Origin of the sequence: Mycobacterium sp. 48b, assembly GCF_048282725.1 — a bacterium.
Taxonomy (GTDB): domain Bacteria; phylum Actinomycetota; class Actinomycetes; order Mycobacteriales; family Mycobacteriaceae; genus Mycobacterium.
The window spans coordinates 3,823,044-3,836,256 of record NZ_JBLVUL010000001.1; the positions used below are offsets into that span (position 1 = coordinate 3,823,044).

Consider the following 13,213-nt stretch of genomic DNA (forward strand, 5'->3'; position numbering starts at 1 on the left):
CAAAGTCCCACCCCTCACACGACATCGGGGAGGACTGGATGAGCAGCGGATGCGCTTCGATCGACGCTGTCAACGCCGCCAACGCGGCACTCGGTCACAGCTGTTTTCACAGCCAACCCCCAGTTACCGTGGCTCTCGAACCGTCGACCAGCGCTGGACTGTGCAGGCGCGTCTGGCAACCTGTCGATCGGCGAGGTTAGGCTGCGGCCGTGTCCACACCGGCTGTCCCCGATCCCGGCTCCGTGGCCGGGCTGGACCGTGGTGTGCGCGAACGGATCCTGCGCGCCGCCTCCGGTGCCCAGTCGCCAGGAACCCGCCGAACCTACGACAGTTCCTGGAGCAGGTTCGAACGCTGGTGTGCCGCGCAGGGGCATCAGGCGCTGCCAGCACACCCCGCGGTGGTGGCCGCGTACCTGGTGGATGCTGCCGACACGTTGACCTCCGACGGCCAACGTGCCTATGCGCCAACGACCTTGATCAAGTGGGTGGCGGCGATTACCGACCGACATCGCCAGAGCGGAATAGAGTTCGCGCCCACCCACCATGAGATGGTGCGGACCACCCTGGCGGGCATACGGCGCGAATATGCCGCCGCTGGGGACCGTCCCCGCAAGCCGCGGGCGCCGCTGCTCACCGATGATGTGCTGGCCATTGTCGCCGCCGCCCGCGACCAAGTCGGCAGCTGGGCCGACGCAGTAGCGGAGCGGCGCGACTCGGCGCTCCTGCTGATGGGATTCGCCGGTGCGTTTCGGCGTAGCGAGCTGGTTGACCTGCGGGGATCAGACGTCGAGTTGCATCCGCTCGATGGGATCCACATCCACATCCGGCGGTCCAAAACCGATCAAGAAGGACTTGGAACCGTGCACGCACTGCCGCGTGCCGAGCTGCCTGACCGTTGCCCTCCGTGTGCGTACGCGCGGTGGGCACAGGTGGTTGCAGCCTTCGACAGGGGAGGACGCCCCGCAGTGATTGCGCTGGTCGCTGAAGACGACGGCGTGCTTAGCGAGCACCTCTGCCGAGGTCGCACTGTCCCCGGGATCGATTCGAGCCGAGCGATTTTCCGTGCGGTGGGGCGCACTGCCAACCTGTCGACGGGGCCTATGTCCGGCGCCGCAGTGCATGCCGCGATCCGCCGGCGCGCTGAGCGGGCCGGATACTCCGCGACGGCGGTGACCAGACTCGGGGCGCACAGCCTCCGTGCTGGATTCGTGACGCAGGCCTTCCGCAACGGCGCTGACGCGCACGCGATCATGCGCCAGACACAACACCGCAGCCCCGCAATGGTTGAGCGCTACGCCCGCGAAGAAGCTCCGCTGATCGGCAACGCTGTCACGTCCCTAGGGCTATGACTGGGACCGGGCCTCGTGAACGCGCCGTATGGCAGCTGTTCTGCGACTGGTGCACCGCATCGGGACGTGCGTCGCTGCCAACGGATCCGTTGACACTGGCGCAGTTCGTCGCCGCCACCCCAGCCAGTCAAGCCACCCAGCGCCGCCGCGTAGGAGTGGTCAACGCGATTCACGCACGCGCAGGCCTGCCCACGCCTGGACGGGGCGAGGCGGTGCGCCAATTGATGTATGACCGCCGCCGCGGCCGATTGCGGGAACGTGCTGTTGCTGCGGCCGGCGCGATCACCAGACTGCCGGACGAAGGCTGGCCGACAGCGCTGTTCGCCAGCCGGGACGCACTTGTACTTGTTCTGGCAGCTGCGGGGTTGCCCGCGACGAGAATGGAAGCACTGCGGATCGGCGATGTGCGTAGCGACCAGTCCGGACACCGGGTCCTTGTCCGGGACGAGAACGGTGGAATGCTTTCCACCCCGGATGATCTGGTGCATCTCGGGGTCTCAGCAGTTGACATTCATCGGAACTGGGCGCGGATCAGGAGCATTCAGCACCGCCTGTCCAATCCTCGGTTTCTGGCGGCTTTCCTTCGAGGCGAATCGGTACCTGCTACAGGGCAAGCTCCGCCGTCGCTGCCGCTCGTGACCCCCATCGACAGATGGGGCGCGACTCCGATTCTGGATGTTCCACTGAGCGCGCCGTCGATCGCTCACATCGTTGCCACTCATCTGGCGGGCGCGCCTGTCGCGCACCGTCCGGTTAACCGACCCACACCGACGCTGGATCCAGAAGACGAGGCACCGGAACCGCCGCAGGTTCCAGAACTGGACCCTTCGATGTTCTCGCGCGGGGTCGCCGCTCGTTACCGCGCGGCTCAGAAACTCAGCGGCGTGAGCGACACCCTCGACGACATCGAGGCGAAGGCTGATCGGATCCTGGCTGACCTCCTGAATCTTCTCAGTGACTGATGCTGGTGCGTGGTCCTAGTGGGCTGGGGCACTGCGCGGTGGACGTGACAGCAGCCCTGCCGTCACGTCCTGTGTTCCTGCGGCTCAACCCATCCCGGGGGCGGCGTAGCGCTGAACTGTGCCGGCTCCAGCCACAGCTGCATGTTGAGTTTCGATATGCCGTTCCCGCTGGAGACGGGAACGGCGACTGCGGCCAACCAGCCGCCATCGAAATCGGCGCATCCAGGCCACCTGTCGGCCTCGCTGCCACGGTTCGATCCGGAGACCGCCGCTTCTCAACCACATCGGGACCCCCGTCAGGCGTTTACCGAGGTCGGGGAACAGAGTCTGGAAGTGAACCCACACGGGTCTGTCCACCCTGTACAGCGTGGGGTAGTCGTCGGTTGTCACCCAGCGATCCAGATCATCGAACATAGTTTCGAACACTACTCGGTTGGGATGCCGCGGTCAGGCGTGGCGTGACGCCCGGGTGGCGCTGCTGCCCGCGCTCAGACGATGAGCACGGCAATGTACGGCCCCTGCCGGGCGAAAGCTCGACCACTTTGGTCCCCGGCCTTGATGGCCTCCCGCAGGGCGGATCGGGATCGTTTCAGATCGCCGAAGTGTGATGCCTCGGTGTGCGCCTACCCGTGGATCGGGAATCCGGGAACAGGCGCGCAGCATTCTGTACTCGTCGGTGTCGTGTCAGATGGGGAGCTGCGCCGCTTCTCGTCGCGCCGCACTCGCTGTCGCTGCGGAAACTGAAGCAGCGTTGCCCCCGGCACACCCAACCATCCGGAGGCGACATCGTGAGAACAGTCTATTTCGACCATCAAGGTGCAACGCACCGGCTGGAAGTCGACGATTGTGGTGACTCCGAATCCTCGGACATCGTGACGATCTACGGTCCCGACGGCAGCGAATTGTCCAGCTATGACAGCTGCGTTCACACCGACGAGGAGTACATCTCCGAGGCCAAGAACGAGCTCGGGGGACTGTAGGGGCCAATGGACATCCCTGATTCGATCATCGACCCCGCCACCGCAGATCCGGACGTATGGGCTTACATCGTCGCGCTCGATGATGACGACTGGGACCACTGGGGCTCTCCCAGCCAGATCGCGAAGTACAACGGCTGCCGCCGTTCCACCGGTCGCTGGAACCTGCGCGACGTCGTCACGGGAGCACCGGTCGATTGGGACTACGCCGACGACGAAGTTGTGGTCTTGAGGGTCCTGTCTTGACCTCGATCACGGCATCGTTTCGTCCGGCAGGGCGACACCTGACTTTCCCGTCCGCGTGTCGGGGCCTGTCATTGGACGCCGGCCCGCAGTGGAGCGAAACTCACCGGCATGTCATGTCATCTCTGAAAGCGGCGAAATGAACAACGGGTTCCACAAGGGCGACCAGGTGACGATCGGACACAGCGGACGTGTTGGCCGTGTTCTCGCGGTCACCGACGCCGCGCTCTATGTCAAATGGAACGACAACCCCCACGTCGGGTGGGAGCCGTTCGCTTCATACCCGCAAGGTTTGCGGAGTCTGACAGCTGAGGAGGCGTCGCTCGCCGCCGACGACGTCGCCGACAGGGTGAAAGCGCGACAGCGATGACCGTATACGTCGACGATATGAGGATGCCGGCGCGGGTCGGCCGCCTTAACGCGCGGTGGTCGCATCTGTTGGCCGATACCGACGAGGAACTGCACGTCTTCGCCGACCAGCTCGGACTGCGCCGGTCCTGGCACCAGAAGCCGGGGACGGCGATTTCGCACTACGACGTGACGGACACCAAGCGGGAGTTGGCGATTCGGCTCGGTGCCGTTCCGATCAACTACATGGGAGAACTGTCCCGCGCGCTGATCCGCCGCAAGCGGGCTGAACTCGCAGGGCACTCGACAGCTGAACCGCGGGGACGGGGAGGCCCACGATGAAATCCCCGGGGCGAATCCGATGTGACCAGGAGAACCTGCGCCCCAGCGGTTCGACGATGTACCCGGGAAACCCTGCGGGGCAATGAGCGTGGGCGCGCATCACGCCGAGATGCGACGCGACAGGGAACTCCACAGTGTGTGATGCGGGAGCGGAGACGGCGGGACTCGAACCCGCGGCCGGCATCTGCCGACTACGCCGTAGCAAGGCGCTGCATTCGCCGCTCTGCCACGTCTCCAAAATCAAGATTGCGTCGAGGCGCAATCTGCGTCGGGGATAGTGGGATTCGAACCCCCGACCTCCTCGTCCCGAACGAGGCGCGCTGCCAAACTGCGCCATATCCCGGGTGCGGCACCGGGCATGCCACACCGCGCCGGGTCACTCCTCGAAGATCCGCACCCCATACCCGTCGCCGCGGGTGTCTGCGCATCCGTAGCCGGCAGCCGCGACCGCAAGCAGGACGTCAGCTGGATCTTCGCCGAGCAGGGCGAGTTCAGCGGTCGCGTGTTGCTCGGCTGTAGTGCGGTCGGGATGCTCGGAGCGTCCGAAACACTCACCGCTGCGGATCTTCTGGAACTCGCATACAAACATCGCCGTTTCCTTTTCACCGGCGAGGTCGACGGGGGCGACCTCGATCACGCGAGAAGGTAGGTGCGCGAGGCTTTCCCTGCGCTACGCGGCGCGGACGTGCGCAGTGCGCCGTCCTGGAGCCCCCAACCGGAATCGAACCGGTGACCTGCTCATTACGAGTGAGCCGCTCTGGCCGACTGAGCTATGGGGGCGGGTCCGGCGAGTAAGCCGGAACGGTTACAGGCCAAGCTGGGCGCAGTGTTCGTCAAAGTGTGCTGTGGCGGCAGCATCAACCTGATCGCGATCGTTTCCGCGTTCGATCCAGACGCAGTTCTGGCACACCGCCACCCGCTCACCGGACTCCCGATCAACATGCGCATCGACAGCGACCAGTGTGTTGCCCTGCTTGTCGACGAACGCCAGGTGCCGGACATCAGGGTGACCATCCAGATATCCGATGCGGTCCATGGCGTCATTTCCTCGTTCGCAGGGAGATGGGTTGCGACGGCCAGTGTCTACATGAAGCCACGCGACATCGGGGTGCGACGCGGCGCGGAGTCTCCGACCGGAATCGAACCGGCGTATGCGGCTTTGCAGACCGCTGTCTTGCCACTCGGCCACGGAGACAGTGCTTGTCGGAGGGTGAGGCGAGGGCCACCAGCCTCGGCTATCGCCGGTTCTGCTCAGCGGCGGTGCATCTCGAGGCGAAGACCGTCAGGCTTGAGCGTCATCATTTCGCTGACCTCCAGCTGGTAGCCGGGGTCAGGCTCCAGGTCGAACTGGTGCAAGACCGCGGCCAGGGTCAGCATCATCTCGTGAAGTGCGAACTGCCGCCCGATGCACGCTCGTGGTCCTGTGCCGAACGGTTTGTAGATGCGGGGCCCGAGTTTGCGTATCTCTTCAGGCAGGAATCTGTCGGGGCGGAATTGGTCGGCGTCGGCGCCCCACGCTGTCGGGTCGCGTTGGGCGGCCAGGAGTACTACGAAAACCCAGTCGCCGGTGTGGAAGTGGAACTCACCATTGCCGATCGCCGTGTCGTGGCGGGCCTGGCGGAAGTAGCCGGGGGCCACCGGCCACAGGCGCAATGTTTCGTCGACAATTCGGCGCAGGTTGCGCAGACGGGCGATCTCATCGAAGTCGAATTCGGGGAGGTCCCCGCGTGGCCATCGGCTGTCGATCTCGGCGCGGGCAGCCGCGGCGATGTCTGGATTGGTGGCCAGGTAGTGCAGTGCGAAAGCGATGGCGTTGGCGGAGGTTTCACTGCCTGCGACGAGCAGGGTCAAGACCTGGTTGGCGATGTTGGCGTCGTCGAGTTTGTCGCCGGTGTCGGGGTCGGCCGTGTTGAGCAGCGCGTCGAGCATGCCAGCTCCGGAATCGATCGCGCCGCTGCGTCGGCGGTCCTCGACGATCGATGCCACCTGTTCGCGCAGCCAGGCTTTGTCGTGCCTGTGCTGGTCGCGGCGCGGGCCGCCGAACAGCTTCTCGTAGAACGGGATGGCATCGGTGCGGCGGTTGGCGTAGGTGAGTTCGCGGATGACCGCGGCGATGAATGGATCGTCGCACTCGGAGCTGAGCTTGTTGAAGCTGTGTCCGATGCCGGCGCGGCCGATCAGCTCGGCTGTGAGCCGGTTGGTGACTGCGGGGATCTCGATCCAGCTGCCTGCACGGTCATTCCAGACCTCGATGAGTTCGCCGACGGTGGCGGCCATGTCCTGGTGGTAGGACGCCATCGCGGTCTTGGTGAACGCCGGCATCAAGATGTTGTGGGCCTTGGCCCAGTTCGGTTCGTGGCTGTGTGCGGTGAATAGGCCGTCGCCGGCTGCCGCTCGCAATTTCACCATCGAGTAGCCGACCTGTTTTTCCCAGTGCTGTTCGTCGTTGATGTCGTTGACGAGGTCGGTGCGCGAGACGATGATGCCGCGAACGTTGAAAACCTTTTGCTCGATGATGCCGCCGTGCTTGACCAGTTCGCGGGCCAGGCCTTGGCAGACCTTGTTGCGGTCCAGAGTGAGTAGGTCGCCGACGATCGGCAGTCGCCAGGGTGTGTGCGGGAAACCGGTGGGTGAACTGGCATACGCCATTACGGGGTCGCTTCCATTGGATGGCCGGAGCTGGTGAACGTTCGGGCCGCGGGCCACCAGGCGGCCAGCCGGAGCAGGTCGGTGGCCTCTTCTTGAAGGCTGGTACAGCGGTATGTGGTGACTTCGGTTTCGTCGTTGTCGGCGACGGGGGCGCCGGTGCGCTTGGCCTCAGCAGCTCGCGCCAGGCTCAAAGCGCGCAGTGCTTCAGGGTGTCGGCGTGGGGGAACTGCGTGTTGTTGCAGGAACTGCGTGGCGTCGTCGGTGTCGATCGGCCGTTCCCATGGGCGCAGCTGCAGCATGGCGTCGCGCAGTTGCACGACGCTCTGATGGACGTCCAGGGGCTTTTTGCGCCGGTAGGACGATGGTTCATACAGCTGGAATGCGATCCCGGGGACGATGCGTGTCATGTCGGTCAGCATGGGTTGCAGCTGGCGCCAGGTGCGGCTCATGGAGTCCAGCCCTGATCGCATGTGCACGGCCATCAGGCAGGGGACCGCGGCCAGGCCATTGGCGAAAACCGAGATGATGAAGAAAATGACGGAGTGCACTGCTAAGCGGTAGTCGACGCTGTGCAGCCAACCCAGTTCCTCCAGCAGCGCCAGCACCGCAGCGCCAGGGTTGGACACCGCGATGAGCAGCCCGATCACGATGCCACCGATGGGCACGAGGCGTTCTTTGAAATCGGCGTCGCGGCGGATGGTTTCCTTGACGCACATCCACATGAGCGGCGCGGTCAGCGCCACGATAGGAATTTCGTAGAACGCCCAGGCGATGACGGCCAGCCATCCGCCGTGCACCTCGAGGTGCTCACCGGCGTTGCGTGCCGGTGTCGCGGCGACCAGGAACACCACGCAGCAGAACACCGCGACGATCCGTTGGCGGCGGTGGCGGCGGATCGCTTCGTCTTTGGACAGGTCGCCGCGCCACACGGTGGTGAAACCGAGAAACTCAGCGCCCACGAAAATCATGAGGGCCAGCGAAACCTGCTGCATGGTGGTCAGATCCCAGCCCAGGGCCTGATTGAGATAAGTCTCAATGGTGCGGTCACGCAACAGATTTGAGGCCAGCGCGAACCCGAGCGTATAGTTCAGGTACTTGTCGTACTGCGTCGTGTTGGTGCTGTAAAACGCGAACCGGGCGATGGTCACCGCTGTCATGAAGAACAGCAGCGGCCACGCCACCGTATCGGGGAGCCCCGTGATCATCTGCGCTGGAAAAACACACGACGAATGATCGAACGCTCATGCGCCTGTTCCTCGGTGGCGATCATCAACAGCGAGGCGAACGTCTCGGCCTCGCGTTCCTGGTCGTCGCCATAGTCTTTACGGCCCAGCACAGCGTGCACTGTTTCGGGATCAATGTAAGGGAGAAGATGGCGCCACGCCGATTCGATAGTCTCGTCGCGGTTTTCGCGCGGGCTGCCGCTGCGGTGTCCTAGGAGCATGTGCCCGATTTCGTGGCACACGATCTGATCAATGTGGTAGTCCGAGGTGCCTCGTTCGTGCACGATCACATCTTCGTCATCGCGGGCCACCCACAGACCGCACGGGCTGTCGGCTAGGAACGCGGTATCGACGGGAACCAGCCTGATCGGCCGACCGCGCATGTCGGCAACCTCCTGCACAAAAGCATCCCGGTCCCATGGAGAGGGGATCGGGAGCGTTCGCGCTAGGTCAAGCATGTCTTGGTTGGACAGTGTCATTAAGAACCCCCCGCTACAGGTCCGCCCGGTCAGGACTCGTCATCGACACGGTCGACAGGGGGCAGTTGCTCGACGCGTCGTGCCTGGTCAACCATTATTCGAATACTCTCAAGCGACTGTGGTGTCAGTCCAGACGCACGTGCGGCGATGTCACGCACTCCGGCATCTCGGAGAGTCTGCAGCAAACGCAGCTGGGCGTCAACGTTGGGGTCCGTACCATCGTCAATCAGGTAGGACGCAGGAACGCCGAAGTATGTAGCAATCGCACGAAGGTGAGCGATCGTGGGATTGGTTTTCATCCCTGACCTAAGCTGCCACAGGTAGGCGGAGCTGATCGATACGCCGGTCTTCGCGGTGATGGCCTCAGCTGCGGCAGCATTAGAGAGCGGCGATTCGGTCGGTTTCCGCATGATCTCGAACAGCCGATTGATCTTCGCTGCCAGTTCGGAGTCTTCTGCTTGGTCAGCCACGATTCACTCCATTGCGTATTTATGAGTTCTCGGTTAACGGTGTGTCTGTGTGCTCACGTTACTGCAGCGGTGGCTTGATTGGTACTTTCAGGTCCGCATCGGTGTTTTATCTCCCGAGCCAGCGCTCACCTGTGCATCGCAAGAAAACACGATTGTAATGCGAAGATGCGCCCTTGGCAGTCCGCGGGCACTGGAATTCAGATGGGCGGCATGTTTGGCCGTCCGCACGGACCGCGGGGCCGTTCCCGTCCGAGGGAGACGTCTGGGGCGATGCGTGGGATTCGAACCCGACTACCTCCTGGACCACAACCAGGTGCTCTGCCGATTGAGCTACCACCGCCATGACAGGCCGACATACAGATCAGCCCGGCCGACGTCGCCGAACCGCCCGTCCACGGCCGCAGAGACGGAGCCACCCGCGCCTGGCATCTCAACCGGGTAGGCAGTTCCAGCGCGGTATTCAACCGTGTCGGTGCGCGGAGGGCGGGAGGATCGAACTCCCAAGAGCTTGCGCTTCGGCTGTTTTCAAGACAGTTCCCGTCGCCATCCGTCGGGTTGGCCCTCCAGGATGCGCCGGCCTGTTTGGTCAGCGCGTCGTTGCTCCGGCGGGACTTGAACCCGCGACCATCGCATTATGAGTGCGGAGCTCTGCCAGCTGAGCTACGGAGCGTCAGGCACGGCGATGCTCCGTGCTGCTCGGCCTTGAACTCGATGGTTTTCGAGTCTCACCGGGTTTGCCGCGCCTGCCACCTTCCCTCCCCATGGAGATCGGACGAGGCAATCGAACCCCGGACAGCGCGAACGTCGTTGCGGAGGCGGGATTCGAACCCGCGACCTCCGGGTTATGAGCCCGGCGGGCTACCTACCTGCCCTACTCCGCGTTGGCTGATACGGGCGGCGACACTGGTATCGGGGCGCTCGCATGGACACCCGCCGCGGTAGATCGCGTTCGACCATGAAGCGTGGTTCCGGCTGGGTCCGAACGAGCGACCTTTCCATGCCGCGGAAGCGTGTTGCCAATTGCGCCGACGGCCCGCGTCTTCTCTCTAGTGCGAAGCTTCGGCGAGGCGAGGCTCCGGAATGCCCAACAGGGTCCGCAGGGCTTCGGCGTTTCCGTGAGCGTCATCGAGCGGATGGTGGGTGTGCCGGGTACGCCGCATCCCCTTCCACGATGATTGATCGTCCCACTTGCCGCGGGAGCCGGCGTAGAAGTCACCGATGCGCCGCGACGAGTGACCGAACAGCACTCGCCGGAGCTGTTCATCGGTGAAGCAGTTTAGCCACATCGCATCGAAGCCGTTGTTGTCGCTGACCAACGTGCGCCGTGCGAGACCAAAGCTGTCGATCCAGCGGTGCAGCGCCCCGGCCACTCCGCTGGCCTCGCGGGCGTGAGTGGCATCTGCGGTGTCGTGGCCGTCGGTGATCCAATAGGCGTCAACGATCGGTACTCCCGCGGCGTCGAGTTCCACGACCGGCAGGGCTGGGGTGTCAGGGTGCGGATGAGCGCGGTACACGTGCCCATAGAACGACGCCCCGGTGACGACGTGGACCACGGCGAACTCGGTCATCAGACCTGACATCGGAGTCTTGTCAGTCGCTTCGACGTCCACGATGAACAGGTATCCGACGCCGGCCGGCAGCAGGTGAGGATTGCGCGTCATGGTTATTCCCCTCGCCATGCTCGAAAACCCTGTGCCCCTAGACGGATTCGAACCGCCGTCTGTCGCGTTAGGACCGCGCCGCTCTGTCCGCTGAGCTACAGGGGCATATGTACGAGATCCCGTGCAGGTCACCTCTCGTCCGAGGATAGGTGCGGCGTCGTGGAGGTGCCTTCGCCAGGTGATAGCAGGGGTGGCGTTGACACAGGATCTCGCGGATTAAGCATCTCCGCGGCGTGCGGAGTGTTCCACTGAAGTGCCACGACACGCCGAAAGCGGTAGCGCCGACGGGAATCGAACCCGCGCATCCCCGAGGTGAAAGCCCGAGTGCCTAGCCATCACAGCACGGCGCCATGGACGAGACCGCGATCGTCGCCACGACCTCTGGATCCGACCATCGTTCGGTGATCGGAGATCTGCACGCCCGGCAGGACTCGAACCTGCGTTGTCCGGTTTTGGAGACCGGCGTCATAGCCGCTAGACCACGGACGCATAGGGGAGAGATCCCCGTAAAGCGGAAGACGGAGGCGCTGATCCCCATCGCCGAAGCGACCAACGGTGTTCGAAGCCGTGCGCGCCCGGGCGCGTTCATCTTCCAAGATCTCGGCCGAAGATACGACCTGGTGCCCCCAACAGGATTCGAACCTGCGACCCTCCGATTAAAAGTCGGTGGCTCTGGACCAGACTGAGCTATGGAGGCGAAGTACCCACGCCGAGAATCGAACTCGGAACCTCCTGCTTAGGAAACAGGCGCTCTATCCGCTGAGCTACGCGGGCTGAAAATCTTGTCGGGGTACCCGGATTCGAACCGAGGACCTTTCGCTCCCAAAGCGAACGCGCTACCAAGCTGCGCTACACCCCGTTTCGCCTCGTTGAGGCCGACGCGGGCCTTGGTGCCGGCAGAGGGATTCGAACCCCCTCACCCGAGAGACCTGATTTACAGTCAGGCGCGCCTCGCCATCTGCGCCGTGCCGGCGTGGTGGTCCCGGAGGGATTCGAACCCCCGACATCCGCGTTGTAGGCGCGGCGCTCTCCCGCTGAGCTACGAGACCTAAACGGTGCCCATTGCACCGCTGGCGCCAGTGACGGGGCTTGAACCCGCGACCTCCGCCTTGACAGGGCGGCGAGCTAACCAGCTGCTCTACACCGGCATGCGCGGCGATCCGCCGCGTGGTCGACCTGCGAGGAGTTGAACCTCGGACCTCATCGTTATCAGCGATGCGCTCTAACCGTCTGAGCTACAGATCGTTTCGGGGAGTTGACGGTCCCGGTCCGTTGCACCGCGAGAGGGATTTGAACCCCCGGCCCCCTGCTTCGTAGGCAGATGCTCTTTCCACTGAGCTACCGCGGCTTGGTGTCGGTGGCAGGAGTCGAACCTGTACACCCACAAAAGCGGTCCCGACCGGAGTCGAACCGGCGTCTCCGGGGCTTCAACCCGGCGCTTGAACCGTGTCAGCTTCGGGACCATCTCACACCCGCACACGCGGGTGCAGGTGCAGGTGAGCATCGACAGCGACCATCACCTCACGGGTCACGCCGTGGCGCGCATCGAGCGCGGAAATCAACAGTCTGCCTGACGTGACAGCCGGCTGACCAGCGACGGCTAGGTAGTCCGTACGGGGATCGAACCCGTGATCTCCACCTTGAGAGGGTGGCGAGATAACCAACTACTCCAACGGACCATGTCGGGTAGGCGGTGTGTCCACACCATGCCGGTCGACACGGTGTGGGACACAGCCGCCGTCACAGGTGGCCGGGACGAAACGGCTCGCGCACCAGGCGCATTCCCGCCTCAGCTGGCGTGCGATTGGCCTTGGCGCCGTTGCACGCCTCGCAGCTGGCCACCAGGTTGTGCCAGGTGTTTCCGCCTCCGCGACTGCGCGGCAACAGGTGATCAATCGTCGTAGCGCTCCCGCCGCAGCCGACGAACTGACACCGGTTCGCGTCGCGCGTCAAGATCTCGGCGCGGCTGGCGTGATCGGCTTCGCGACGGTACGGAACCGGGGCGTAGCGCACCAGCAGCAGCGACTTAGGCAGCTCGATTGCGGCGGTGGGGGAGCGCAGCACCTGCGGCGGGTCGTGCGCCTCCAGCGCGTAGGCGACCTCGCGCATCAGCATCGACACCGCAGCCTGCCAGCCCACCCGGTCGAGCAGGCTGTAGTCGGCGTTGAACACCTCGACGGCAGGTGCGGGGACCGTCATCGTCATGGCGCCGCACCTCCTTTCAGTGTCGTGGCGGGCCAGGTGGCGCGGATGCGCCAGAAGTGGAGACTGGGAGATTCGAACTCCCGACATCCTGCTTGCAAAGCAGGCGCTCTACCAGCTGAGCTAAGCCCCCGAAGTGGTGCGCTGGCCCGGAAGGGGTCGAACCTTCAACTACGCGATTAACAGTCGCGTGCTCTGCCAATTGAGCTACGGGCCAAGGTATTTCCTCTGTGTACCCCTCCCCGGATTCGAACCGGGAACCTTCGGAACCTAAATCCGACGCCTCTACCAGTTGGGCTAGAGGGGCA

General features: G+C 64.1%; 14 protein-coding genes and 23 tRNA genes. 6 read left to right on the top strand and 31 right to left on the bottom strand.

The window, feature by feature from the left end; all coding sequences use genetic code 11:
• Window positions 1-209 precede the first annotated feature (209 nt).
• The 6 genes from ACNQR1_RS18625 to ACNQR1_RS18650 all read left to right on the top strand — a co-directional run bounded on the left by ACNQR1_RS18625 (window position 210) and on the right by ACNQR1_RS18650 (window position 4,221).
• Entirely contained in the window at window positions 210-1,349 is a 1,140-nt protein-coding gene (locus ACNQR1_RS18625; protein WP_019344646.1) for a tyrosine-type recombinase/integrase, read from the top strand.
• 89 nt (window positions 1,350-1,438) lie between these two features.
• Window positions 1,439-2,311, top strand: coding sequence for a recombinase (locus ACNQR1_RS18630; RefSeq protein ID WP_131721833.1), 873 nt, complete (start codon window positions 1,439-1,441; stop codon window positions 2,309-2,311).
• Window positions 2,312-3,099: 788 nt separating this feature from the next.
• Window positions 3,100-3,291 (top strand): hypothetical protein, encoded by a 192-nt coding sequence (locus tag ACNQR1_RS18635; protein WP_019344655.1) that lies wholly within the window; start codon window positions 3,100-3,102, stop codon window positions 3,289-3,291.
• A gap of 6 nt (window positions 3,292-3,297) precedes the next feature.
• A complete protein-coding gene (locus ACNQR1_RS18640; protein WP_019344656.1) occupies window positions 3,298-3,534 on the top strand; it encodes a hypothetical protein in 237 nt (78 codons plus the stop codon).
• 136 nt (window positions 3,535-3,670) lie between these two features.
• Window positions 3,671-3,901 (top strand): hypothetical protein, encoded by a 231-nt coding sequence (locus tag ACNQR1_RS18645; protein WP_047036575.1) that lies wholly within the window; start codon window positions 3,671-3,673, stop codon window positions 3,899-3,901.
• Complete coding sequence (locus ACNQR1_RS18650; protein WP_047036573.1) at window positions 3,898-4,221, top strand: DUF4031 domain-containing protein; 324 nt, start codon at window positions 3,898-3,900, stop codon at window positions 4,219-4,221. Before ACNQR1_RS18645 ends, ACNQR1_RS18650 begins: the two co-directional genes overlap by 4 nt.
• Before the next feature lie 150 nt (window positions 4,222-4,371).
• Here ACNQR1_RS18650 and ACNQR1_RS18655 read toward each other — a convergent pair.
• The 31 genes from ACNQR1_RS18655 to ACNQR1_RS18805 form a co-directional block, all read right to left on the bottom strand.
• A tRNA-Ser gene (locus ACNQR1_RS18655) sits at window positions 4,372-4,457 on the bottom strand.
• 33 nt (window positions 4,458-4,490) lie between these two features.
• Window positions 4,491-4,563, bottom strand: a tRNA-Pro gene (locus tag ACNQR1_RS18660).
• A 34-nt stretch (window positions 4,564-4,597) separates the two neighbouring features.
• The gene (locus ACNQR1_RS18665; protein ID WP_047036569.1) at window positions 4,598-4,858 is read right to left on the bottom strand and encodes a hypothetical protein; all 261 of its coding nucleotides are present in this window, start codon (window positions 4,856-4,858) and stop codon (window positions 4,598-4,600) included.
• Window positions 4,859-4,924: 66 nt separating this feature from the next.
• Window positions 4,925-5,001: transfer RNA gene (locus ACNQR1_RS18670), tRNA-Thr, on the bottom strand.
• Window positions 5,002-5,026: 25 nt separating this feature from the next.
• On the bottom strand, window positions 5,027-5,257 hold the full coding sequence (locus ACNQR1_RS18675; protein WP_047036567.1) for a hypothetical protein: 231 nt from the start codon (window positions 5,255-5,257) through the stop codon (window positions 5,027-5,029).
• Window positions 5,258-5,345: 88 nt separating this feature from the next.
• Window positions 5,346-5,416: transfer RNA gene (locus ACNQR1_RS18680), tRNA-Cys, on the bottom strand.
• Window positions 5,417-5,472: 56 nt separating this feature from the next.
• Window positions 5,473-6,870 (bottom strand): cytochrome P450, encoded by a 1,398-nt coding sequence (locus tag ACNQR1_RS18685; protein ID WP_076111998.1) that lies wholly within the window; start codon window positions 6,868-6,870, stop codon window positions 5,473-5,475.
• Window positions 6,870-8,075: a DUF6545 domain-containing protein gene (locus ACNQR1_RS18690; protein WP_047036566.1), complete on the bottom strand. Its 1,206-nt coding sequence runs from the start codon at window positions 8,073-8,075 to the stop codon at window positions 6,870-6,872. Before ACNQR1_RS18690 ends, ACNQR1_RS18685 begins: the two co-directional genes overlap by 1 nt.
• Window positions 8,072-8,494, bottom strand: coding sequence for a hypothetical protein (locus ACNQR1_RS18695; RefSeq protein ID WP_234802132.1), 423 nt, complete (start codon window positions 8,492-8,494; stop codon window positions 8,072-8,074). Before ACNQR1_RS18695 ends, ACNQR1_RS18690 begins: the two co-directional genes overlap by 4 nt.
• 107 nt (window positions 8,495-8,601) lie before the next feature.
• Window positions 8,602-9,042: a helix-turn-helix domain-containing protein gene (locus tag ACNQR1_RS18700; RefSeq protein WP_409347528.1), complete on the bottom strand. Its 441-nt coding sequence runs from the start codon at window positions 9,040-9,042 to the stop codon at window positions 8,602-8,604.
• Between the two features lie 263 nt (window positions 9,043-9,305).
• A tRNA-His gene (locus ACNQR1_RS18705) sits at window positions 9,306-9,382 on the bottom strand.
• A gap of 257 nt (window positions 9,383-9,639) precedes the next feature.
• Window positions 9,640-9,712: transfer RNA gene (locus ACNQR1_RS18710), tRNA-Ile, on the bottom strand.
• A gap of 137 nt (window positions 9,713-9,849) precedes the next feature.
• Window positions 9,850-9,923: transfer RNA gene (locus ACNQR1_RS18715), tRNA-Met, on the bottom strand.
• 165 nt (window positions 9,924-10,088) lie between these two features.
• On the bottom strand, window positions 10,089-10,703 hold the full coding sequence (locus ACNQR1_RS18720; RefSeq protein WP_418047426.1) for a hypothetical protein: 615 nt from the start codon (window positions 10,701-10,703) through the stop codon (window positions 10,089-10,091).
• A 32-nt stretch (window positions 10,704-10,735) separates the two neighbouring features.
• Window positions 10,736-10,808, bottom strand: a tRNA-Arg gene (locus tag ACNQR1_RS18725).
• Between the two features lie 171 nt (window positions 10,809-10,979).
• Window positions 10,980-11,053: transfer RNA gene (locus ACNQR1_RS18730), tRNA-Glu, on the bottom strand.
• 66 nt (window positions 11,054-11,119) lie between these two features.
• A tRNA-Trp gene (locus ACNQR1_RS18735) sits at window positions 11,120-11,192 on the bottom strand.
• Between the two features lie 129 nt (window positions 11,193-11,321).
• Window positions 11,322-11,400 (bottom strand) — tRNA-Lys (locus ACNQR1_RS18740).
• 4 nt (window positions 11,401-11,404) lie between these two features.
• Window positions 11,405-11,477 (bottom strand) — tRNA-Arg (locus ACNQR1_RS18745).
• An 11-nt stretch (window positions 11,478-11,488) separates the two neighbouring features.
• A tRNA-Pro gene (locus tag ACNQR1_RS18750) sits at window positions 11,489-11,562 on the bottom strand.
• Window positions 11,563-11,591: 29 nt separating this feature from the next.
• Window positions 11,592-11,676 (bottom strand) — tRNA-Tyr (locus ACNQR1_RS18755).
• Window position 11,677: 1 nt separating this feature from the next.
• Window positions 11,678-11,752: transfer RNA gene (locus ACNQR1_RS18760), tRNA-Val, on the bottom strand.
• Between the two features lie 22 nt (window positions 11,753-11,774).
• Window positions 11,775-11,851 (bottom strand) — tRNA-Asp (locus ACNQR1_RS18765).
• A gap of 20 nt (window positions 11,852-11,871) precedes the next feature.
• Window positions 11,872-11,948, bottom strand: a tRNA-Ile gene (locus tag ACNQR1_RS18770).
• A 30-nt stretch (window positions 11,949-11,978) separates the two neighbouring features.
• A tRNA-Arg gene (locus tag ACNQR1_RS18775) sits at window positions 11,979-12,051 on the bottom strand.
• 42 nt (window positions 12,052-12,093) lie between these two features.
• A tRNA-Phe gene (locus ACNQR1_RS18780) sits at window positions 12,094-12,166 on the bottom strand.
• A 142-nt stretch (window positions 12,167-12,308) separates the two neighbouring features.
• Window positions 12,309-12,382, bottom strand: a tRNA-Glu gene (locus tag ACNQR1_RS18785).
• Window positions 12,383-12,443: 61 nt separating this feature from the next.
• Complete coding sequence (locus ACNQR1_RS18790) at window positions 12,444-12,908, bottom strand: HNH endonuclease (RefSeq protein WP_087077968.1); 465 nt, start codon at window positions 12,906-12,908, stop codon at window positions 12,444-12,446.
• Between the two features lie 57 nt (window positions 12,909-12,965).
• Window positions 12,966-13,038, bottom strand: a tRNA-Ala gene (locus ACNQR1_RS18795).
• Between the two features lie 11 nt (window positions 13,039-13,049).
• A tRNA-Asn gene (locus ACNQR1_RS18800) sits at window positions 13,050-13,122 on the bottom strand.
• A 16-nt stretch (window positions 13,123-13,138) separates the two neighbouring features.
• Window positions 13,139-13,212: transfer RNA gene (locus ACNQR1_RS18805), tRNA-Leu, on the bottom strand.
• Window position 13,213 lies beyond the last annotated feature (1 nt).